At 65.6% G+C, this 20,033-nt stretch carries 23 protein-coding genes; 16 read left to right on the top strand and 7 right to left on the bottom strand.

What is annotated here, in order from left to right; genetic code table 11:
• Positions 1-9 precede the first annotated feature (9 nt).
• Positions 10-927: an ABC transporter permease subunit gene (locus ACVIGA_RS05510; RefSeq protein WP_223976205.1), complete on the bottom strand. Its 918-nt coding sequence runs from the start codon at positions 925-927 to the stop codon at positions 10-12.
• Positions 928-1,307: 380 nt separating this feature from the next.
• The gene (locus ACVIGA_RS05505) at positions 1,308-2,066 is read right to left on the bottom strand and encodes a hypothetical protein (protein ID WP_456665588.1); all 759 of its coding nucleotides are present in this window, start codon (positions 2,064-2,066) and stop codon (positions 1,308-1,310) included.
• A 183-nt stretch (positions 2,067-2,249) separates the two neighbouring features.
• Between ACVIGA_RS05505 and ACVIGA_RS05500 the strand changes: the two genes are divergently transcribed.
• Positions 2,250-2,792 carry a hypothetical protein gene (locus tag ACVIGA_RS05500; RefSeq protein ID WP_456665587.1) on the top strand — a complete coding sequence of 181 codons (543 nt, stop codon included), beginning with the start codon at positions 2,250-2,252 and terminating at the stop codon, positions 2,790-2,792.
• Here the strand turns inward: ACVIGA_RS05500 and ACVIGA_RS05495 are convergent.
• The 3 genes from ACVIGA_RS05495 to ACVIGA_RS05485 form a co-directional block, all read right to left on the bottom strand.
• The gene (locus ACVIGA_RS05495; protein ID WP_173637433.1) at positions 2,772-3,164 is read right to left on the bottom strand and encodes a carboxymuconolactone decarboxylase family protein; all 393 of its coding nucleotides are present in this window, start codon (positions 3,162-3,164) and stop codon (positions 2,772-2,774) included. The two genes, ACVIGA_RS05500 and ACVIGA_RS05495, sit on opposite strands and share 21 nt — an antisense overlap.
• Before the next feature lie 126 nt (positions 3,165-3,290).
• A complete protein-coding gene (gene pcaD / locus ACVIGA_RS05490; RefSeq protein ID WP_456665586.1) occupies positions 3,291-4,073 on the bottom strand; it encodes a 3-oxoadipate enol-lactonase in 783 nt (260 codons plus the stop codon).
• Between the two features lie 102 nt (positions 4,074-4,175).
• The gene (locus ACVIGA_RS05485; RefSeq protein WP_456665585.1) at positions 4,176-5,531 is read right to left on the bottom strand and encodes a 3-carboxy-cis,cis-muconate cycloisomerase; all 1,356 of its coding nucleotides are present in this window, start codon (positions 5,529-5,531) and stop codon (positions 4,176-4,178) included.
• Positions 5,532-5,742: 211 nt separating this feature from the next.
• On the opposite strand from ACVIGA_RS05485, the gene ACVIGA_RS05480 reads away from it, so the two are divergent.
• The 10 genes from ACVIGA_RS05480 (at position 5,743) to ACVIGA_RS05435 (ending at position 14,428) form a co-directional block, all read left to right on the top strand.
• Positions 5,743-6,189 carry an SRPBCC family protein gene (locus ACVIGA_RS05480; RefSeq protein WP_016840413.1) on the top strand — a complete coding sequence of 149 codons (447 nt, stop codon included), beginning with the start codon at positions 5,743-5,745 and terminating at the stop codon, positions 6,187-6,189.
• 155 nt (positions 6,190-6,344) lie between these two features.
• On the top strand, positions 6,345-6,830 hold the full coding sequence (locus ACVIGA_RS05475) for a (2Fe-2S)-binding protein (RefSeq protein WP_021077804.1): 486 nt from the start codon (positions 6,345-6,347) through the stop codon (positions 6,828-6,830).
• A 49-nt stretch (positions 6,831-6,879) separates the two neighbouring features.
• Positions 6,880-7,686, top strand: a complete 807-nt coding sequence (locus ACVIGA_RS05470; protein WP_456665584.1) for an FAD binding domain-containing protein — start codon at positions 6,880-6,882, stop codon at positions 7,684-7,686.
• A 97-nt stretch (positions 7,687-7,783) separates the two neighbouring features.
• The gene (locus ACVIGA_RS05465; protein ID WP_223976218.1) at positions 7,784-8,689 is read left to right on the top strand and encodes an AAA family ATPase; all 906 of its coding nucleotides are present in this window, start codon (positions 7,784-7,786) and stop codon (positions 8,687-8,689) included.
• Positions 8,690-8,830: 141 nt separating this feature from the next.
• Positions 8,831-10,033 (top strand): vWA domain-containing protein, encoded by a 1,203-nt coding sequence (locus ACVIGA_RS05460; RefSeq protein WP_375775489.1) that lies wholly within the window; start codon positions 8,831-8,833, stop codon positions 10,031-10,033.
• A 29-nt stretch (positions 10,034-10,062) separates the two neighbouring features.
• Positions 10,063-10,386 (top strand): XdhC family protein, encoded by a 324-nt coding sequence (locus tag ACVIGA_RS05455; RefSeq protein WP_021077800.1) that lies wholly within the window; start codon positions 10,063-10,065, stop codon positions 10,384-10,386.
• Positions 10,387-10,388: 2 nt separating this feature from the next.
• Complete coding sequence (locus ACVIGA_RS05450; RefSeq protein WP_456665583.1) at positions 10,389-11,090, top strand: XdhC family protein; 702 nt, start codon at positions 10,389-10,391, stop codon at positions 11,088-11,090.
• Positions 11,087-12,691 carry an NTP transferase domain-containing protein gene (locus ACVIGA_RS05445; protein ID WP_456665582.1) on the top strand — a complete coding sequence of 535 codons (1,605 nt, stop codon included), beginning with the start codon at positions 11,087-11,089 and terminating at the stop codon, positions 12,689-12,691. Before ACVIGA_RS05450 ends, ACVIGA_RS05445 begins: the two co-directional genes overlap by 4 nt.
• A gap of 273 nt (positions 12,692-12,964) precedes the next feature.
• Entirely contained in the window at positions 12,965-13,906 is a 942-nt protein-coding gene (locus ACVIGA_RS05440; protein WP_456665701.1) for an IS110 family transposase, read from the top strand.
• Positions 13,907-14,071: 165 nt separating this feature from the next.
• Positions 14,072-14,428: a DUF4189 domain-containing protein gene (locus tag ACVIGA_RS05435; RefSeq protein ID WP_456670744.1), complete on the top strand. Its 357-nt coding sequence runs from the start codon at positions 14,072-14,074 to the stop codon at positions 14,426-14,428.
• 25 nt (positions 14,429-14,453) lie between these two features.
• Here ACVIGA_RS05435 and ACVIGA_RS05430 read toward each other — a convergent pair whose 3' ends face one another.
• Positions 14,454-15,887 (bottom strand): serine hydrolase domain-containing protein, encoded by a 1,434-nt coding sequence (locus ACVIGA_RS05430; protein ID WP_456665581.1) that lies wholly within the window; start codon positions 15,885-15,887, stop codon positions 14,454-14,456.
• A gap of 92 nt (positions 15,888-15,979) precedes the next feature.
• Here ACVIGA_RS05430 and ACVIGA_RS05425 point away from each other — a divergent pair, with 92 nt between their 5' ends.
• Positions 15,980-16,750: a Crp/Fnr family transcriptional regulator gene (locus ACVIGA_RS05425; protein ID WP_456665580.1), complete on the top strand. Its 771-nt coding sequence runs from the start codon at positions 15,980-15,982 to the stop codon at positions 16,748-16,750.
• A 54-nt stretch (positions 16,751-16,804) separates the two neighbouring features.
• The gene (locus tag ACVIGA_RS05420; protein ID WP_456665579.1) at positions 16,805-17,215 is read left to right on the top strand and encodes a DUF2000 family protein; all 411 of its coding nucleotides are present in this window, start codon (positions 16,805-16,807) and stop codon (positions 17,213-17,215) included.
• Between the two features lie 338 nt (positions 17,216-17,553).
• Here ACVIGA_RS05420 and ACVIGA_RS05415 read toward each other — a convergent pair whose 3' ends face one another.
• The gene (locus tag ACVIGA_RS05415; protein ID WP_456671013.1) at positions 17,554-17,757 is read right to left on the bottom strand and encodes a hypothetical protein; all 204 of its coding nucleotides are present in this window, start codon (positions 17,755-17,757) and stop codon (positions 17,554-17,556) included.
• On the opposite strand from ACVIGA_RS05415, the gene ACVIGA_RS05410 reads away from it, so the two are divergent.
• The 3 genes from ACVIGA_RS05410 to ACVIGA_RS05400 are packed head-to-tail and all read left to right on the top strand — an operon-like array spanning position 17,669 to position 20,030.
• Entirely contained in the window at positions 17,669-18,292 is a 624-nt protein-coding gene (locus tag ACVIGA_RS05410) for a TetR/AcrR family transcriptional regulator (protein WP_456670743.1), read from the top strand. The two genes, ACVIGA_RS05415 and ACVIGA_RS05410, sit on opposite strands and share 89 nt — an antisense overlap.
• On the top strand, positions 18,289-19,074 hold the full coding sequence (locus ACVIGA_RS05405; protein ID WP_456665578.1) for an HlyD family secretion protein: 786 nt from the start codon (positions 18,289-18,291) through the stop codon (positions 19,072-19,074). Before ACVIGA_RS05410 ends, ACVIGA_RS05405 begins: the two co-directional genes overlap by 4 nt.
• Complete coding sequence (locus ACVIGA_RS05400; RefSeq protein ID WP_456665577.1) at positions 19,071-20,030, top strand: ATP-binding cassette domain-containing protein; 960 nt, start codon at positions 19,071-19,073, stop codon at positions 20,028-20,030. The genes ACVIGA_RS05405 and ACVIGA_RS05400 overlap by 4 nt, the downstream gene beginning before the upstream one ends.
• Positions 20,031-20,033: the final 3 nt, after the last annotated feature.

Here is a 20,033-nt window from a genome sequence, read left to right as displayed (position 1 = left end):
AAGTGCCTGTCAGACTTTTTCGACTTCGGGACGGCCAAGCAGGCCGGTCGGCATGAAGATCAGCACCACGATCAGGATCGAGAACGCGGCGACGTCCTTGTATTCCACCGAGAAATAGGCCGACCAGAAAGTCTCGATCAGGCCGATCGCAAGCCCGCCGAGCATCGCGCCCGGCAGCGAGCCGATGCCGCCGAGCACGGCGGCGGTGAACGCCTTGATGCCGGCGACGAAGCCCATGAAGAAATCGACCAGGCCATAATACAGCAGGTACATCATGCCGGCGACGGCGGCGAGCGCGGCACCGATCACGAAGGTCATCGAGATGGTGCGGTCGACATCCACCCCAAGAAGCGCGGCCATGGTCTGGTCCTGCTCGCAGGCGCGCATGTCGCGCCCGAGCCGGGTGCGCGACACCAGCCAGGTGAACAGCGCCAGCACCACGATGGTGGCGAGCACGACCATGATCTGGATGTTGGAGAGCTGCACGGCGAAGCCTTGCGCGCCCTCATGCAGCGTGTAGCCGCCGGTGATGATCGGCGGCACCGGCTTGACGCGCGCGCCCTGCGACACCTGCGAGAAGTTGGTCAGCACGAACGACATGCCGATCGCCGACAGCATCGGCGCGAGGCGGAACGAATGCCGCAAGGGCCGGTAGGCGATGCGCTCGATGGTCCAGCCATAGAGCGCGGTGATCGCCATAGAGACCAGCAGCACGATCAGAAGGATCAGGGGGATCGCGGTGAGGCCGAGCGACACCAGCACCAAAAACGAGATCAGCGCGATGAAGCCGCCGATCATGAAGATGTCGCCATGGGCGAAGTTGATCATGCCGACGATGCCGTAGACCATCGTGTAGCCGATGGCGATCAGGCCGTAGATCGAACCGAGCACGAGGCCGTTGATCAGTTGCTGGGCGAAATAGTCCATGCGCTGCCGTAACTCGAGGGGTGACGCGCCGAGGGCCCCCGGCAGCCTGATCCGTCGCGTCGTGGTATTTTCTAACAGTGGAACCCCGGCGGCGGCAACAGCGTGGCAGCAGCAGATAAGGGCTTGTACATAACTACTTCGGCGGGTGCGGTTCCGATGTCACAGGGGCGACACCTCGTTGCCTTGCAATGATCACGCCGGAACCCGTGTTGGCCGAGCCACGGCGGCGGTCAGAAGCGGGGAGACCGCAGGGCCCCGGCCGGCAAGGCCGGAAGCCCCATCCGGAGCGCTGGTGCCGAGCAATTGAGCAGATGCAACAAGAGGGGTCTCGCCGAACGGCGAAGCCCCTTCTTGTTAGCTCATTTGTTTTTGCTCTCTGTTCAGGCCAACTGATCGGCGAAGCGGCCGCGGAAGGCGTATGAACCGAAATGCGTGAGCTCGCTTCGAAGGTCGAGCCAGATTTCGCCGCCGAGATCGAGCCAGCGCCGGCAGAAGGCGTAATCTTCGGACAGATACTCGCCGGTCTTCTTGTCGATCATGCATTCGAACAGCGAGACGCGGTCGAGGTCGGCGCGAACCAGGTCGCCGGTGTTCAAGTCGTTGCTCTTGTGGTTCGCCCGATATTTGAGCTCGGGATGGGCGTCGCACAGCCGGACGAGGGCGGATCGCTTCATCATCAGGAAGCCGGTTCCGGCATATCGGACTTTCGCGAAGCCGTCGCCGCGCGCCGTGATCTGATCGCCCTCCCATGTGACGACATAGTCCAGCGAGGATGACGCGAGGTTCTGCCGCTTGGCCTCAGCAGCGCGCTGCACCTTTGCCCAATCGATGTGCTTGAGCGGGTAGGCCGCGGCCGAAACCTCGGCGTCGCAATCCAGCAGCCGGAACACGGACTCGGGCTCGAACCCGATATCGGCATCGATGAACAGGAGATGGCTGGCGCCGGATACGAGGAACTGGTGGGCCAGCTCGTTCCGGGCGCGCACGATCAGCGATTCGTTTCCGATCAGGTGGAACTGGATGTCGATGCCCCGGGCAGTGGCTGCGGCCTGAAGCTTCAGGGCGGACAGCACATAGGCCATCTTCAGGTCGCCGCCGAAGCACGGCGTTGCGACGAAAACGCGGGTTCTTTCGGTCATTTTACCCCCTTATTCCTGCCCGGCGCAGCTGCTGGCCGAGCCCGATCTGCATCGATCCGGAACCATCGCACCGCGCTTAACCTTAACAAAGGGTTTAAATTGCTGCCGGCAATCGATCGGCGTTACCTCGCAGGCTGAACCGTCGCCGCTCCAAAGGGCGCCGGAGAGAAGCGGGAAGCGGCAATGTCGAGCAACTGGCGGATCAGCTCCTTCAACGGCGCGCTGCTTGCGGCCTATTTCATTCCGGTCTGGACCATCATCGCCTTCAGCATCATGGTGTCGCCGATCCACGGCCTCTATGAGCGGCCGAGCGTATCCATCGCGTTCTACGCCAACGACTATCTGCACCTCGGCAAGATGGCGACGGTGCGGCTGGCATGGCTGCTGGCGCTGGCGCGGATCACGGTGGTGGCGTTCTTTGCGGTCTTCCTCGCGATGACCGCGTTCTCGCCGCTGCGCAAGAATAGCCGCGGCGGCGACGAGGCGCTGGCGGTGGCGCTATGCCTCGGCAGCGTGCTGAGCTTCGCCAGCATGATGATGGCGTCCAAGGTCGGCGAGATCGAAGCATTACGTATGCATGCGGCCGAGCTTCTGATGCTGCTCGGCACCGCGATCGTGATGCTGTTCGAGACGTCGCCGAAGCGAACCGCCCAGCCGACCGCTGCCGAGGCACCTGCCGCCGAGACGCGCGCACCGGCCGGCGAGCTATCCCTTCAGCAGCCCTAGTTCCGCGATGATCGCGCCGGCTTCCTTGACGGCGTGATTGGCCGCGGGCACGCCGCAATAGATCGCCTGCTGCAGCAGGATCTCCTTGATGTCTTCGGGCGTGAAGCCGCCTTCGCTGAGCGCTGCGCGCACGTGCAGGCGGAATTCGTCCCACTGGCCCAGCGCGACCATGGTGCCGATCACCAGCACGCGGCGCGTGCGGTGATCGAAATGCGGCCGGGTCCAGATGTCGCCCCACGCATAGCGCGTGATCAGGTCCTGGAAGTCGGTGTTGAACGCGTTGCGGTTCTTGATCGACTTGTCGACCCATTCATTGCCGAGCACCTTGCGGCGCTGCGTCATGCCGTCGTCGCGGCGTTGATTGTCGTCCATTGATGTCTCTCCGGGGTACGTCATTCCGGGGCGGTCCGCAGGACCGAACCCGGAATCTCGAAGTTGTGGATGCGGATCGAGATTCCGGGTTCGATGCTTCGCATCGCCCCGGAATGACGATGGTCGTTACCGTTGCGTCAGGAAGCCGACCACGGCTTCGGTAAAGGCGTGCGACTGCTCGACATTGGAGATGTGCGCGGCATCGAGCAGCGTCATGCCGGCGCCGGGAATGCCGCTGCGGATCATTTCACCCGCCGACACCGGCGTCGCCATGTCCTGCTTTCCCGCGATCACCAGCGTCGGGCTCTTGATCCTGGGCAACAGCGCGCGCTGGTCGAGCGTCGACAGCGCCTCGCAGCAGGCGAGATAGCCCTCGACGGGAGAGGCCAGCAGCATCGCCTTCATGCGCGCCGCGATCTCCGGCTCGCGCTCGCGGAAGTCGGCGGTCAGCCAGCCCGCGATCACGGCGTCGGCGACGGCGGCGATGCCGCCTTCCTTCACCGCCTTGATGCGGTTCAGCCAGTTGGTCGGATCGGGATAGTAGCAGGCGGTGTTCGCCAAGATGATCTTGCCGAATCTGTCCGGCGCGTTGGCCCCTAACCATTGCCCGACCATGCCGCCCATCGACAGGCCGCACCAGTGCACCTTCTCGATGTTGAGGTCGTCGAGGATCGCGAGCACGTCGCGGCCGAACCGTTCCATCGAGTAGGGGCCCGCCGGCACGCCGGATTTGCCGTGGCCGCGCCGATCGTAGCGGATGACGCGGAACATCTGCGTCAGCGCCCGCATCTGCGGCTCCCACATCTGCAAGGTGCAGCCGAGCGAATTCGACAGCATCAGGGTCGGTCCGCCGTCGCGGCCATCCACCTGGACGTTGAGCAGGCATCCGTCGGCGTTGATCATCGGCATCTTGCACTCCTTGTCATGCGCGGACTTGATCCGCGCATCCATCGAGAATGAGTCTCTTTGCGATGATGGATTGCCGGGTCAAGCCCGGCAATGACACCTTCGCTATTTCTCGTCCAGCGAAGCCAGCAAACGGTCGATCAGCGCTTGCGAGGCGCCCTGATAGGCCATCGGCTCGAACAGCTCCGCGATTTTCTTGGTGTCGAGATGCGCGGTGACCTTTGCATCCGCCGACAGCACGTCGCGCAAATGCTTCTTCTCGGCGACCGCCTTCTTGCTCGCGGCTTCGATCAGATGATGAGCGTCGCTCTTGCCGACCTTTTCGGCGAGCGCAAAGGTGATGGCTTCCGCCATGATCAGCCCCTGCGTCGCATCGAGATTGACGCGCATCCGCGCCGCATCGACCTCGAGCCCTTCGGCGAGATCGACGATGGCGGCGAGCCCGCCGGAGGTCACCAGCATCAGGCCGGGCAGTGTCGGCCATTCCGCATGCCATGGGCCGGCGCTGCGCTCATGGTCGTGCACCTGCGCAGCGAAGATCGTGGCCGTGAGGTTCGGCGCCATGGTCGCAGCCCCCAGCGCGCTCGCGGCGGAGACGGGATTGCGCTTGTGCGGCATGGTGGAGGAGCCGCCGCGGCCGGCGCCCGCGGGCTCGAAGGCTTCGCCGACATCGGTCTGCATCATCAGCGAGACGTCGCGGGCGATCTTGCCGCAGCTGCCGGCGAGGATCGCAAACACCGACGCGGCCTCCGCGATGCGGTCGCGGTGGGTGTGCCAGGGCGCATCCGGCAGCGGCAGGTCCAGTTCTTTCGCAAGCGCTGCGGCGACCGCGAGGCCGTTGTCGCCGAGCGCGGCGAGCGTGCCGGCGGCGCCGCCGAATTGCACGGCCAGCGTCTCGCGGCGCAGGCGGAGCAAGCGCTTGCGGGAGCGATGCAGGGCCGCGGCATATTCGGCGAGCTTAAGGCCGAACGGCATCGGCAGCGCATGCTGCAGCCAGGTCCGCGCCACCACCGCGGTGTCACGATGGGTACGCGCAAGCCCGGCAAAGCCCGCAACGGCGCGGTCGAGGTCTGTGAGCAGCGCATCGATGCCGGCGCGCAGCGACAGCATGGTCGCGGAGTCGATCACGTCTTGGCTGGTCGCACCCCAATGCACATAGCGCGCCGCGTCGGCATCCTTTTTGGCGACGTTGGCGGTCAGGGCCTTCACCAGCGGGATCGCCAGATTGCCCGATCGCGTCGCGGCATCGGCCAGCGCGGCGCGGTCGAATGATTCGGCCTTGCAGGCCGCGGCGATCGGTCCCGCGCTAGCCGCGGGAATCACCCCGCAGGCCACTTCGGCACGGGCCAACGCGGCTTCGAAATCCAGCATGTTTTGCAGGGTGGCGGCGTCGTCGCACACCGCGCGCATCGCGGCGCTCGATAGCATTGGCGCAAGCAGGGGGGAGAGGGCTGTGCTCATGGCGCGCGACCTAACCACTGTCGCGCGCTCCTGCCAATGCCCCGCCGCTGCCGCCAATTTCGGCAGCGCCGATCGCGCGATTTTGTGAACCGCGGGTGCGTCTTGCTGCGGTTGCGAATATGCATCGCTCATCCTCCGAAGGTGGCCTTTCCTTTGCGCCCCGGCTGCTTTACTTGGGGGCAAAGGTTTCTTGCGATCGAGGAGGTCCCCCATGGCCATGACAATGACCGGCGAAGTCCAGCTTGCAGCGCCGCGCCAGGCTGTGTGGGACAAGCTCAACGATCCCGAAGTGCTGAAGGCCTGCATTCCCGGTTGCGAAGAGCTCGAGAAGACCGATGAGGGCGGCTTCCGCGCCACCGCCAAGATGAAGGTCGGCCCGGTCTCCGCCCGCTTCAAGGGCAAGGTCACGTTGAGCGATCTCGACCCGCCGAACGGCTACAAGATCTCGGGTGAAGGCGAGGGCGGGGTCGCCGGCTTCGCCAAGGGCGGCGCCACCGTCGGCCTCGCCGACAAGGATGGCGGCACGCTGTTGAGCTACAACGTGGAGGCGCAGATCGGCGGCAAGCTCGCCCAGCTCGGCCAGCGCCTGATCAACGGCGCCGCCAAGAAGCTGGCGGACGAATTTTTTGCAAATTTCGCCAAAGCGGTGCAGGGTTAGCCCTGCTTTCCGGCTGGATTATTTAAGTCCGGCCATGTCCTGGATGGGTGGCTCGAAAGATTGCCCATCGCGGGGCGCGCCCATATTATGCCGTCTGGAATGATTTTAAACCGCCTGCTTCGCCGATATGCGGTGGGGCAGATAAGAGAGTGCTGATGGCCAAGATTTCAATGATCGTGAACGGCAACCCCGTTAACGCGAATGTCGACCCCCGTACCCTTCTGGTCCAGTTTCTGCGCGAAAATCTGCGGCTGACAGGTACCCATGTCGGCTGCGACACCTCGCAGTGCGGCGCCTGCGTCGTGCATCTGGACGGCAAGGCGGTGAAGTCGTGCACGACGCTTGCGGTGATGGCCGACGGTCATGAGGTCAAGACCATCGAGGGGCTGGCGGCCGATGGCGCGCCGCTGCATCCGATGCAGGAGGCCTTCCGCGAGCATCACGGCCTGCAGTGCGGCTTCTGCACGCCCGGCATGATCATGACCGCCGTCGACCTCGTCCATCGCAAGGGCCACGACCTCTCCGACGAGGTGATCCGCGAGGAGCTGGAAGGCAATCTGTGCCGCTGCACCGGCTACCAGAACATCGTTGCTTCGATCGCCGCCGGCGCCAAGGCGATGGCCAAGTCGGACCTGGCTTAACACCTCGCCTAGTCAGCAATTCATCGCGACAAGCGATCAGGACATTCCAATGTACGAATTCAAATATCATCGTCCCGGCACCGTGCGGCAGGCTGCCAATCTGCTGGTGAAGAACGAGGACGCTAAGCTGATCGCGGGCGGTCACACGCTGGTGCCGGTCATGAAGCAGCGGCTCGCAAGCCCGCCGCATCTGGTCGACCTCTCCCATATCGAAGGTCTCGACACGATCGAGATGAAGGGCCGCTCGCTGGTGATCGGCGCCACCGCCAAGCACGCCGTGGTCGCGAACTCCGCGATCGTGGGCGAGGCGATCCCGGCGCTGGCCGAGCTTGCCGGCATGATCGGCGATCCCGCCGTGCGCCACCGCGGCACCATCGGCGGCTCGCTCGCCAACAACGACCCGACCGCGGACTATCCGGCCGCGGTTCTGGCGCTGGGCGCGACCATCGTCACCAACAAGCGCCGCCTGAAGGCCGAGGAGTATTTCCAGGGCCTGTTCACGACCGCGCTGGAGGCCGACGAGATCATCACCAAGGTGATGTTCCCGCTGCCGAAGAAGGCGGCCTATGTGAAGTTCCGCAACCAGGCCTCGCGCTACGCGCTGGTTGGTGTGTTCGTGGCCAAGCGTCCGTCCGACGTGCGCGTCGCGGTCACCGGTGCAGGCTCGGACGGCGTGTTCCGTGTCACCGCGTTCGAAGAGGCCCTGAAGAAGCGCTTCTCGCACAAGGTGCTCGACGGCATCGCGGTTCCCGCCGACGGGCTGAACAGCGACCTGCACGGCAGCGCGGAATACCGCGCGCATCTGATCGGCGTTCTGACGCGCAGGGCGGTGGAAGCCGCCAACGCCAAGGACTAGCTAAGGACTAGATCCAAGGGACTAGATCCGAACTCGATCCCAAGGACTAGATCTGACGCGTGATGTTGCTAACCCCTGTTCGAAGACTGGCTGTTCCATGAGTGCATCGGCGTTACCCACTTCCGTCGATGCGCTCGAGCAGCTCTTGACGTCGCGCGGCTATCTTGCCGAACGGTCGCTCGCGACCGTGACCTATCTCGCGCTGCGCATGGGCCGGCCCCTGTTCCTCGAAGGCGAGGCCGGCGTCGGCAAGACCGAGATCGCAAAGGTCCTGTCGGCGGCGCTCGGGCGCAAGCTGATCCGCCTGCAATGCTATGAAGGTCTCGACGTCGCTTCCGCCGTCTATGAGTGGAGCAGCGCGGCGCAGATGATCGCGATCCGGCTCGCGGAAGCCTCCGGCGACACCGATCGCGACCAGCTCGCGAGCGACATCTTCGCCGAGCGCTTCCTGATCAAGCGGCCGCTGCTGCAGGCACTGGAGCCCGATGTTGCGGGGCCCCCGGTGCTGCTGATCGACGAGCTCGACCGCGCCGACGAGGCGTTCGAGGCGTATCTCTTGGAAATCCTCAGCGACTTCCAGGTCACGATCCCCGAGCTCGGCACCGTGAAGGCGCCGGCGCCGCCGATCGTCATCATCACCTCGAACCGCACCCGCGAGATCCACGACGCGCTGAAGCGGCGCTGCCTCTATCACTGGGTGGATTATCCCACGGCCGACCGCGAGCTCGCGATCGTCAAGTCGCGGGTGCCGAACATTTCCGCAAAACTGTCGCAGCAGGTGGTGCGCTTCGTGCAGGCGCTGCGCAACCAGGATTTCTACAAGTCGCCTGGAGTCGCCGAGACCATCGACTGGGCCACCGCGCTGTCCGAGCTCGACGCCCGCTCGCTGACGCCGCAGGTGGTCGGCGACACGCTGGGCGCGCTCTTGAAGTACCAGGACGACATCGCGCGGATGCAGGGTGATGCGTTGCAGAAGACATTGAAGGAAGCGACGAGCGACTAGCTGGGTCGCGCGCGTTACAACATCGTTCGTCATTCCGGGGCGCGCCACTTGGCGCGAGCCCGGAATCCATAACCACCATCGTGAGTATGGATTCCGGGCTCTCGCTTCGCGATCCCCGGAATGACGGGAGTGGATAGTTCGATGCCCATCAACCACCTCGCGCCTCCGACCGGCCACATGGCCGACAACGTGATCGGCTTTGCCCGCGCGCTGCGGGCGGCCGGGCTTCCCGTGGGGCCGGGCTCGGTGATCGATGCGCTCGACGCGCTGCAGCTGATCGAGGTCGGCCATCGCCTGGACTTCTACGCCACGCTAGAGGCGATCTTCGTCAAGCGCCATGAGCATGCGCTGATCTTCCGCCAGGCCTTCGAGTTGTTCTTCCGCGCCGCCGAGGAGTGGAAGAGCATGCTGGATTCCGTCCCGCTGCCCGACCACGCCAAGAAGAAGCCGCCGCCGGCCTCGCGCCGCGTCCAGGAGGCGATGGCGCAGCCGGCGAAGAGCGAGGAGCGGCCGCAGGCCCAGGAGCAGGAGCTGAAGCTCTCGGTCTCCGACAAGGAGGTGCTGCAGAAGAAGGATTTCGCGCAGATGACCGCGGCGGAGATCGCCGAGGTGACGCGCGAGATCGCCAGGATGCGGCTGCCGCAGGCCGAGCTCGTGACCCGCCGCTACCAGCCCGACGCGCGCGGCTTGCGGCTCGACATGCGCCGCACCGTGCGCAACTCGCTGCGCACCGGCGGCGAGATCATCGATATCCGCAAACTTGGCCGGATCGAGAAGCCGGCGCCGATCGTGGCGCTGCTCGATATCTCCGGCTCGATGAGCGAGTACACCCGCCTGTTCCTGCACTTCCTGCACGCCATCACCGACTACCGCAAGCGGGTCTCGGTGTTCCTGTTCGGCACCCGCCTGACCAATGTGACGCGCGCGTTACGGGCGCGTGACCCCGACGAGGCGCTGGCGAGTTGCACGTCCTCCGTCGAGGACTGGGCCGGCGGGACACGGATCGCGACCTCGCTGCACACCTTCAACCAGCTCTGGGCGCGCCGGGTGCTGGGGCAGGGTGCCATCGTCCTCCTTATATCCGATGGACTAGAACGCGAGGCCGATGCCAAACTGGCCTTCGAGATGGACCGATTGCACCGCTCCTGCCGCCGCCTGATCTGGCTCAACCCGCTGCTGCGCTATTCGGGCTTCGAGGCCAAGGCGCAGGGCATCAAAATGATGCTGCCCCACGTTGACGAATTTCGCCCGGTGCATAACTTGACGTCCATCAAGGGCTTGATCGGGGCGCTGTCGTCCCCGCCGCCGGCGCACCACCGCAGCCTGATCCGCTCTGTAGCCTAAGAAGCCTGACCCGATAGCAGGAGGCCACCATGCTGAACCGCGACGAAGATATCCTTCAGGCCGCCGAGACCTGGCAGAAGCAGGGCCATGGCGTGGCGCTCGCCACCGTGGTCGAGACCTGGGGCTCGGCGCCGCGCCCGGCCGGGTCGAGCCTTGTCATCAATGATGACGGCACGTTCTTAGGCAGCGTCTCCGGCGGCTGCGTCGAGGGCGCTGTCGTCACCGAGGCGCTCGACGTGATCGCGAGCGGCCAGCCAAAAATGCTCGAATTCGGCGTCGCCGACGAGACGGCCTGGAATGTCGGCCTGTCCTGCGGCGGCACCATCCGCGTGTTCGTCGAGAAGGTCGGTTAGCCGTGAAACTCGAGATTCTCAAAGAGCTCAATGCCGAACGCGCCGCGCGCCGTCCGGTCATCATCGTCACCGACACCGCCAATGGCGAGCAGCGCCTGGTCAAGGCTGCGGACATCGCCGCAGATCCGCTGCGTGCCGAGCTCGCCAAGCAGCTGCGGATGGGCAAGAGCGGCAATGTCGAGGTATCCAGCAAAAAACTGTTCCTCAACGTCTACGCGCCGACCGCAAAGCTCGTGATCATCGGCGCGGTCCATATCAGCCAGGCCTTGGCGCCGCTGGCGCGCTCGCTCGACTATGACGTGACGGTGGTCGATCCGCGCACGGCGTTTGCAAGCCCGGAGCGTTTCCCCGACGTGCCGCTGGTCGCCGAATGGCCCGACGTCGCGCTGCCGCCGCTCAACGTCGATCACTACACGGCGTTCGTCGCGGTGACGCATGATCCGAAGATCGACGATCCGGCGCTGCTGCACGCCTTCGACCGCGACTGCTTCTATATCGGCGCGCTCGGCTCGCGGAAGACGCATGCCAAGCGCGCCGAGCGGCTGCGCGCACAGGGCGCCAAGGACAGCGACATCGCGCGCATGCACGCGCCGATCGGGCTGGACATCGGCGCGGTGTCGCCGTCGGAGATCGCGGTCGCGATCATGGCCGAAATCACCGCGCAGCTGCGTTTGCCTCCCAAGGAAAAAGAAGAAGCGGCATGAAGTTCGGTCCCGCCAGTCCGGCCGACGCGATTGGCGGCGTCACCGTGCATACGCTCCGCCAGGGCACGCTGGTGCTCAAGAAGGGCACCACGATCGGCCCTGACGAGGTCGAGGCGCTGACCAAGGCCGGCGTCAAGGATGTTGTCGTGGTGCGGCTCGAGGAGGGCGATGTCTCCGAGGACGTCGCGGCCGCCAGCATCGCGCAGGCAGTGGCGGGCGAGGGCGTCAATGTCGAGCGCGCCTTCACCGGCCGCGCCAATCTGTTCGCGGCGCGCCCCGGCGTGCTGGTGGTCGACCGCGCCGCGGTCGATCGCATCAACGGCGTCGACGAGGCCATCACCTTTGCAACCCTTGCGGCGTTCAAGCCGGTGGTCGAAGGCGAGATGATCGCGACCGTCAAGCTGATCCCGTTCGGCGTCGAGGGACGCTTACGCGATGCGGCCGTGGCCGTCGCCGGCAAGGACACGCTGCGGATCGCGCCCTACACGATCAAGAAGGTCGGCGTGGTCTCGACCTTGCTGCCGGGCCTCGCACCGAAGGTGATCGACAAGACGCTGCGCGTCACCGCCGAACGGCTGGCGCCGGCCGGCGCCACCATCATCGCCGAGCGCCGCGTGCCGCATGACGAGACGGTGCTCGCGGCTTCGATCAAGGAATTGCTTGGCCTGGGGGCCGAGCTCGTCATCGTGTTCGGGGCGTCGGCGATCGCCGACCGCCGCGACGTGATCCCGGCCGCAATCACCGAGATCGGCGGCGCGATCGAGCATTTCGGCATGCCGGTCGATCCCGGCAATCTGCTGTTGATCGGCAGCGCCGGCGGCGTGCCGGTGCTGGGCGCGCCGGGCTGCGCGCGCTCGCCGGTCGAGAACGGGTTTGACTGGGTGCTGATGCGGCTGCTCGCCGGCATCAAGGTGACGCGGTCGGATCTCACGGGCATGGGCGTCGGCGGTCTTCTCATGGAGATCGTGACGCGGCCGCAGCCGCGCACCGTCCCCGACACCGAAGGCAACCGCAACGTCGCGGCGATCGTGCTCGCTGCCGGACGTTCGACCCGGATGGGCGGTCCGAACAAGCTGCTCGCCGAGCTCGACGGCAAGAAGCTCGCGCGCATCGTCGCCGAGCAGGCGCTGGCCTCGAAGGCCTCGGAGGTGATCGTCGTCACCGGGCACCAGGCCACGCTGGTCGAGCAGGCGCTGGATGGACTCAAGGTCAGGTTCGTCCGCAACCCGGATTTTGCCGGTGGCCTTGCCAGCTCGGTGAAAGCCGGCATCTCGGCGGTCTCCGACGGCGTCGATGGCGCGGTGGTCTGCCTCGGTGACATGCCGCTGATCGATGCGAAGCTGATCGATCGCCTGATCGAAAACTTCGCGCCCGACCGCGGCCATCTGATCGCGGTCCCCGTCAGCGAGGGCCGCCGCGGCAATCCGGTGTTGTGGTCGCGGCGCTTCTTCAGGGAATTGATGACGCTCGACGGCGACATCGGCGCCCGTCATCTGATCGCCAAGCACACCGAGGTGGTCGCCGAGGTCCCGGTCGAAGGCAACAGCGCCTTCCTCGACATCGACACACCGCAGGCGCTGGAAGCGGCAAGGCGCGGCTAGCTCCATCCACCGTCGTCCCGGCGAAGGCCGGGACCCATTACCACCGAAGGTGATTGTTGTGCGCCGTTGGGGCCACAGCTTCTTTCAATAACGCGACCCTGTGGTTATGGGTCCCTGTGTCTTGGAAGTCTGTCATGATGGGGTGGGCGGGAAGCCGTTGGGTCCTTGGCGCTTGACGCCGTGAGCCGGCTCGGTCTCCCGCCCGTTCCATCTACAAACCTGAACAGTTGCACGAGGCTGCGCCAACAGACCTCGCATCACAGGGACAGGCCCGTGATCATAGCTCTTCGTTACGTCGGAATCGACATCTCCAAAAAACACCTCGATATCTTTGATGAGGCTGACGGCGTGCCGAGGCGCATTGCCAACGCGACACAGGCCATCACACAGCAGGTGGCGCGTTGGCAATGCGATGCGCTGGTCGTCTTCGAGGCGACGGGTATCTATGACCTCGCGCTTCGCGAGGCGCTACGTCAGGCCGGGATCCAGTTCGCACGGATCAACCCGGCCCGTGCCCGCGACTTTGCACGGGCTAGCGGCCTGCTCGCCAAGACCGATCCGATCGATGCGCGGATGCTGGCAGCCTTTGCGCGGGCCATGCAGCCCGCCCCCGAGCAGGTCGCCGATCCTGCACGCAACGCCTTGGCGAGGCTTGCAAAACGGCGGGATCAGCTGGTCCTGATGCGCGCCCAGGAGAAGAACCGGCGCAGCGAGGCCGACGATCGCGCCATGGCCGAACGCATTGGCCGCCTCATCGAGGTCCTCGACAGCGAGATCGCCGAGATCGAGGCCGACATCAGCGCATTGATTAAAGCCGAAGCGGAGATCGCGGACGATGCGAAGTTAATGCGTTCGCTGCCCGGCGTGGGTCCCGTGGCCTGCATGCAGCTCATCGCGCAGATGCCGGAACTCGGGCGGATCGGACCGAAACAACTCGCAGCGCTCGCTGGCCTTGCCCCCTTCAACGTCGACAGCGGCGCCTTCCGCGGCAAGCGCAAGATTGCGGGCGGCCGAAAGCGCGTTCGTGACGCCCTTTATATGGCGGCCCTCAACGCAGTCCGCAGAGCTGATCCGTTCAAGGCCTTCTATGCACGACTGCGACAGGCCGGAAAACCAGCCAAACTCGCCCTCATCGCCGTCGCCAGGAAGCTGCTGACGGTCCTCAATGCCATCATGCGAGACCGAAAGCCGTACCTGCAAACCAAACCAACATAACAGTTGCCGGCCTTCGCCGGGACGACGTGCAGATAGAACTCGCTTCAACCCGTCATTCACCATCTGGAAACGACCCCTGCGTACAGTCCGCGCCGGACTTTGGGGGATTTCCGCTTGATCATTTCGACCGCCGCCGCGCAGCGTCGCGCGCTGACGATTCTCGTCCTGACATTGCTGCTCGGTGCCACGCGTTTTTCCGTGGAAACCTTCGTCCCCAAGGCTCACGCCGCCGGCGCGTTCGCGGTCGGCAAATGCGGGGCGTATGGCCAGGCCTACGACTATCCGGCGGAGGGCGCGGCGCGCGCCGCGGCGCTGAAGCAGTGCAAGGGCGATTGCGCCACCGTCACCATGAAGCGCGCCTGTGCCGCGCTTGCGATCGACATGAAAAATCCCTGCGGCGCCCATGGCTACGCGGTGGCGCCGAAGATCTCGAGCTCGCTCAATGCCGCGACCAAGAAATGCTACGACTATGGCGGCAAGGAATGCGTGATCCGCGCCTGGGCCTGCGACGCCAAGGGGTAGCTGAACCCGGCGCGCCATACGTTGATCATTTCTCCACCTGCAACGCCGCGATGGTTTCCCGCACCAGCCGCTCGGTCGCGACGCGGTCGTCGTTTGGCGTATAGGACCAGCCGATCCGGACGATCACGAGATCCTGCGACGGAATTACGATGGTGTACTGGCCCTGGCTGCCGGCGGCCATGAAACTGTCGGCCGGAAAGCCGCCGGCGATGCGGCTGCGCGCGGCGGGCGCATCACCGCGCTGGGTCCAGAAGCCGGCACCGTAGCTGTATTCCTCGGCGCTTGGCGGCGTCAGCGTCGACGAATAATCGACCCAGCCCTCGGGCAGCAGGCGACGCCCGCGCTCGGTGACGCCGTCTCGCAGGTAGAACTGGCCGAAACGCGCCCAGTCGCGGGCGCTGGCCCAGAGATGGATCGTGCCGAGCGGAACGCCGGCGCTGTCATATTCCAGCGTGGCGTGCCGGAAGCCGAGCGGTTCGAACAATTCGCGCGTGATGAACTGCCGTGTGGCGTCGGCCGTCCCGCCGGCCAGGTTGCGGATGATCCGCGACAGCAGCACGAAATTGCAGTTGGTGTAGCGCCACTCCTCGCCCGGTTTTGCCCGCAAGCCCAGGCTGGCCGCGAAGCCCGACTGGTCGGCCATGTCGTATTCCATCTGGGTGTCGGGATCGAAGATGGTCGAGAATCCCGAGGTGTGCGCCGAGTCGCCGCCGCTGAGACCGCTCGTCATGCGCAGCAGCTGATCTGGCGTGATTGGCCGCCGCGGGTCCTGCGGCTTCGACCATTCGGCGATCGGCGCCGGCGCATGCATGTCGAGCTTTCCGCTCCGTACCAGAATCCCGAGCAACGCATTGGTCACCGATTTGGTCATCGACCAGCCGATCAACGGCGTCGCCGGCGTTACCCCCGGCGCATAACGCTCGCCGACGATGTGACCGTGTTGCAGGACCACGACGGCCTTGGTGAAACGGCGCGGCCCTGTGTCGGATTCGGCGAACGCATGGTCCAGCGCATCGGCCAATCCGGCGTTCACCGGCGCGACGACGTCGGGACCTGCGAGCGGCGGTAGCCCCGCGCTTGACGACGTCGGATCGTCGGCGTCGCCGCGGAAGAAGCGCGCCTCGCGTCCGGGATGCAGCACGCGGCATCCGAACGGGCCGTCATGCACCGCACGGCTCTCGATCAGGCCGGCGAGGCTGGTCCGCACCTCCCGGTGCTGGCGGTCGACCTCGTAGCGCAGCAGACCGCCGAGCGGGCCGAGCTTGGGCTTGATCGCCTCGTCGAAGAATTGCGTCGGGTCGAGGCCGGCCACGAAGGTCGCCGAGCACAGCTGGTGGCTGGCAAAATGCACGGGAACGCCGGCGGCACGGGCCAGGGCGTCGCGGCCGACGAATGCGGCGGCCGATCCAAGGCAGGCCATGGCCGAAGCGAGCTTCCAGTTCCTTCGTATCGAGATCATTCACGGCACCCACTGATGTTGCGTGGGCCGTGGCATAACCGCATCATGCACCGGCCGTCTGTCGGCGGGCCGACACAGAGCACGGGGATGTGATGCAGGCGAAAGCAGCGACGAGCGAGGCCGGCCGATCGGTTGCGATGACGCCAGCCCAACGCGCCGTGCTCGAGAGCAGCGAATGGTTTGCCGCGCTCGATCCTGCATTCCAGCAGGCGATCGTCGTGTCGTCGCGCGTAATGACGCTGCCGGCCGGTGGCGCAGTGTTCCACCGCGGCGATCCGTGCGACGGGATCTATTGCGTGCTATCGGGCGCGGTCTGCTTCAGCGGCAGCGCGCCATCGGGCCGTGGATCGATCGCCGCGCTGGTCGAGGCGCCGCAATGGTTCGGCGAGATCGGGCTGTTCGACGGCGGCCAGCGCACCCACGATGCGCTCGCCGACCTCACCTCGACCGTGCTGCACCTGCCGCTGCGCCACTTGACGAAGATCCTCGCCGACGATCCCGGGCGATGGCGGCAACTCGGGTTGCTGTTGGTGCGCAAGCTGCGGATCGCGCTCACGCTGCTGGAGGATATGGCGCTGGAGCCGCCGCGGGTGCGGCTGGCGCGCTGCCTGATCAACCTGTTGGAAGGCTATGGCCAGCGCAAGGCCGCGCCGTCATACAGCCTGCGCGTCTCGCAGGAGCGGCTCGGCATGATGCTCTCGCTCAGCCGCCAGACCGTGAACGAGCTGCTCCGACACCTCGAGCGGGATGAGGTTATTCAATGCCGGCGCGGCGGCGTCCGTATCCTCGACCTGGGGCAGCTCGCCGAGGTCGCGCACGGCGGCGCTGCAGGAAACGAACGGCAGCGCCCGATGGGCAGATGAGATCTGCACCGTGCGGACTGGTACTTGCCACCTGCGTGCGGCTAGACTTGCCTCATGCAGTTCGACACCAAGATCGCGGTCGTGATCCGCACCGACCTGGAAGTCTGGCAGAAGCTCAACGTGGCGTCGTTTCTCGCCGGTGGCATCGCAGCTTCCTTCCCCGAATGCATCGGCGAGAATTACGAGGACGGCTCGGGGACCAAATATCTGTCCCTGATCGGCCAGCCGATCCTGATCTATGGCGCCGACCGCGCGCAGTTGTCGCGCGCGCTGGAACGCGCGCTGGCGCGCGACGTGAAACCTGCGCTCTACACTGAGGACATGTTCAGGACCACGCATGATGCCGCCAACCGCGAGGTGGTGAAGGCGGTGGCGCGCAGCGAGCTCAACCTGGTCGGCCTCGCCTTCCGCGCCGAGCGCAAGGTGGTCGACAAGATCCTCGATGGGCTGAAGTTTCACACGTAGCGACCCAACTCCTTCCGTCGTCATTCCGGGGCTCGCGGAGCGAGAACCCGGAATCCATGCAACCATCTGTTTTGTGGTCCGATGGATTCCGGGCTCGTGCTTCGCACGCCCCGGAATGACGAAGAGGGTGTTGCTTGTTGTGCGGAACCCATGTGGCGATCGGACCCGCCTTTCGCTGCGCCCCTGATCCACAGATGGGTGGGAATAAGTAGCAAGCTCGGGTGGTTAGGCCGCGGGATCGCGGTCGTATGCGCGGATGCCAGCCTGAACCCGCAACAGGAACAGCTGGCGCCGGCGGACGTTTTCCTCGATCTCATTGACAATGACTGACCAGTCAGTCATATTGTGGCCATGATAAAGCGCCCCCAGAAGCCGACCCGCACCCAGCCCGCCGAGCGCCGGACCACCATCCGGGCCGCGGCGGCGAGGATCCCGAAGGTGGCCTCGGCAACACTGCCTGAGGCGAAGCCGGCTGCGAGCCGCGCCGGGAAATCCGCCGAGCGGCGCGCGGCGATCATCGAGGCGGCGATGGACGAGTTCATCGCACGCGGCTTTGCTGCGACGCGGCTCGACGACGTCGCCAAGCGGGCAGGCGTCGCCAAGGGCACGCTCTATCTCTACTTCAAGGACAAGGAATCGATGTTCGAGGAGCTGATCCGCACCGCGCTGGTGCCGCTGATCGGCCGCTTGACCGCGCTGCCCACCATCACCGGTCCGGTGCGCGACGCGGTGGAGGGGTTTGCCGAGACCTTCATGCGCGAGGTCGTGGCGACCCGGCGCGGCGACATCATCCGCCTGATTGTCTCCGAAGGGCCGCGCTTCCCGGCGATCGCCGATTTCTATTTCCGCGAGGTGGTGTCGAAGGGCCTGGCCGGCATGAAGGCGCTGATCCAGCTCGCGATCACGCGCGGCGAGATCAAGCAGCGGGAGCTCGGGGATTTCCCGCAACTGGTCGTCGCGCCCGCGATCGTCGCGGTGATCTGGCAGAGCCTGTTTGCCCGGCACGCGCCGCTCGACGGGCTCGCGATGTTCAAGGTTCATCTCGATCTGATCTTCGGCGAACGGAGGAAGACATGACCGCGTCGCGCATGATGAAGCTGATCGCGGCCGTCGCGCTGGCGGCGGCGCTCTCCGGCTGCAAGGAGAAGCGCGATCCCGGCTTCCAGGGCTGGGTCGAGGCCGACATGATCTTCGTCAGTCCGGATGAATCCGGCCGCGTCATCAAGCTCAACGTGCGCGAGGGTGACGAGGTCAAGCCCGGCGACCAGCTCTACTCGGTCGACGATGATCTGCAGCGCGCCGATCTCAACCAGAACAACGCGACCCTGGCCAACGCGCAGCAGAGCTATGACCGTGCGGCCTCGCTGCGCGGCACCGGTGCCGGCACCCAGGCCAATCTGGATTCCGCCGTCTCGGCGCTGCGCGTCGCGGAAGCGCGCGTCGTCACCTCGCAGACCCGGCTCGACCGCCGCAAGGGCTTTGCGCCGATCGCGGGTGCGATCCAGCAGATCTATTTCCGCGAGGGCGAGATGGTGCAGGCGCAGCGGCCGGTGCTGTCGATCATGCCGCCCGGCAACATGAAGCTGCGCTTCTTCGTGCCGGAGACCGAGCTGCCGAAGCTCGCGCTCGGTGACGAGGTCAGGGTGACCTGCGACAATTGCGCTAATGATCTCACCGCGAAGATCTACTTCATCGCCACCACGGCGGAGTACACGCCGCCCGTCATCTACAGCCTCGATGAGCGCAACAAGCTGGTCTATCTGATCCAGGCGCGGCCGAGCCGGCCCGATGTGCTGCGCGTCGGCCAGCCGATCAGCATCTACCTCAACCCCAAAACGCCGATGGCGGAGCGCAGATGAACGGCGGTCCGACCAGCGAACAGTCCAATGCAGCTTCCATCGCAATCGATGTGAAGGGCCTGACCAAATCGTTCAATGGGCGCGAGGTGGTCCACGACCTGTCGATGCAGGTCAAGCGCGGCTCGATCTACGGCTTCCTCGGGCCCAACGGCAGCGGCAAGACCACCACCATCCGCATCCTGTGCGGCCTGCTGACACCCGACAGCGGCGAGGGCACCTGCCTCGGCTACGACATCCGGCGCGATGCCGACAAGATCAAGCGCAAGGTCGGCTACATGACGCAGCGCTTCAGCCTCTACCAGGATCTGTCGGTGCGCGAGAATCTGGAGTTCGTCGCGCGGCTCTATGGCATGCCGGACGCGCGCGGCGCCGCACGCGACATGATCGCGCGGATCGGGCTGAAGGGCCGCGAGGAGCAGCTCGCCGCCAATCTCTCCGGCGGCTGGAAGCAGCGGCTGGCGCTCGGCGCCTGCACGCTGCCCAATCCGCAATTGCTGCTGCTGGACGAGCCGACCGCCGGCGTCGATCCCAAGGCGCGGCGCGATTTCTGGAACGAGATCCACGCGCTCGCGGCCGAAGGCCTCACCGTGCTGGTCTCGACCCATTACATGGACGAGGCCGAGCGCTGTCATGAGATCGCCTATATCGCCTACGGCCATCTTCTGGCCCACGGCACGGTGGACGAGGTGATCGCGGCCTCCGCGCTGTCGACCTGGACGGTGACGGGCGAAGACTTCAACGGGCTGATGGCCGAACTGTCAGGCAAGCCCGGCGTCGATATGGTGGCGCCGTTCGGCACCAGCCTGCACGTCTCCGGCCGCGACAAGGTGGCGCTCGAGGCTGCCATCGCGCCCTACCGCGGCAATTCGAAGTGGCACTGGCAGCCGAGCGAGCCGTCGCTCGAAGACGTCTTCATCGATCTGATGGGGCGCTCCAAGGACAACTTCCAAGGATAACCG

It is taken from the genome of Bradyrhizobium sp. USDA 3240 (assembly GCF_054063295.1).
Note: the sequence above shows the minus strand (reverse complement) of the source record. Positions and strands in the feature narration are given on the sequence as shown.

Coding starts and splice junctions, on each gene's coding strand:
- ACVIGA_RS05510 (WP_223976205.1), bottom strand. CDS start 927: ATGGACTATTTCGCCCAGCAACTGATCAACGGCCTCGTGCTCGGTTCG.
- ACVIGA_RS05505 (WP_456665588.1), bottom strand. CDS start 2,066: ATGACCGAAAGAACCCGCGTTTTCGTCGCAACGCCGTGCTTCGGCGGC.
- ACVIGA_RS05500 (WP_456665587.1), top strand. CDS start 2,250: ATGTCGAGCAACTGGCGGATCAGCTCCTTCAACGGCGCGCTGCTTGCG.
- ACVIGA_RS05495 (WP_173637433.1), bottom strand. CDS start 3,164: ATGGACGACAATCAACGCCGCGACGACGGCATGACGCAGCGCCGCAAG.
- pcaD (WP_456665586.1), bottom strand. CDS start 4,073: ATGCCGATGATCAACGCCGACGGATGCCTGCTCAACGTCCAGGTGGAT.
- ACVIGA_RS05485 (WP_456665585.1), bottom strand. CDS start 5,531: ATGAGCACAGCCCTCTCCCCCCTGCTTGCGCCAATGCTATCGAGCGCC.
- ACVIGA_RS05480 (WP_016840413.1), top strand. CDS start 5,743: ATGGCCATGACAATGACCGGCGAAGTCCAGCTTGCAGCGCCGCGCCAG.
- ACVIGA_RS05475 (WP_021077804.1), top strand. CDS start 6,345: ATGGCCAAGATTTCAATGATCGTGAACGGCAACCCCGTTAACGCGAAT.
- ACVIGA_RS05470 (WP_456665584.1), top strand. CDS start 6,880: ATGTACGAATTCAAATATCATCGTCCCGGCACCGTGCGGCAGGCTGCC.
- ACVIGA_RS05465 (WP_223976218.1), top strand. CDS start 7,784: ATGAGTGCATCGGCGTTACCCACTTCCGTCGATGCGCTCGAGCAGCTC.
- ACVIGA_RS05460 (WP_375775489.1), top strand. CDS start 8,831: ATGCCCATCAACCACCTCGCGCCTCCGACCGGCCACATGGCCGACAAC.
- ACVIGA_RS05455 (WP_021077800.1), top strand. CDS start 10,063: ATGCTGAACCGCGACGAAGATATCCTTCAGGCCGCCGAGACCTGGCAG.
- ACVIGA_RS05445 (WP_456665582.1), top strand. CDS start 11,087: ATGAAGTTCGGTCCCGCCAGTCCGGCCGACGCGATTGGCGGCGTCACC.
- ACVIGA_RS05430 (WP_456665581.1), bottom strand. CDS start 15,887: ATGATCTCGATACGAAGGAACTGGAAGCTCGCTTCGGCCATGGCCTGC.
- ACVIGA_RS05425 (WP_456665580.1), top strand. CDS start 15,980: ATGCAGGCGAAAGCAGCGACGAGCGAGGCCGGCCGATCGGTTGCGATG.
- ACVIGA_RS05420 (WP_456665579.1), top strand. CDS start 16,805: ATGCAGTTCGACACCAAGATCGCGGTCGTGATCCGCACCGACCTGGAA.
- ACVIGA_RS05415 (WP_456671013.1), bottom strand. CDS start 17,757: ATGAACTCGTCCATCGCCGCCTCGATGATCGCCGCGCGCCGCTCGGCG.
- ACVIGA_RS05405 (WP_456665578.1), top strand. CDS start 18,289: ATGACCGCGTCGCGCATGATGAAGCTGATCGCGGCCGTCGCGCTGGCG.
- ACVIGA_RS05400 (WP_456665577.1), top strand. CDS start 19,071: ATGAACGGCGGTCCGACCAGCGAACAGTCCAATGCAGCTTCCATCGCA.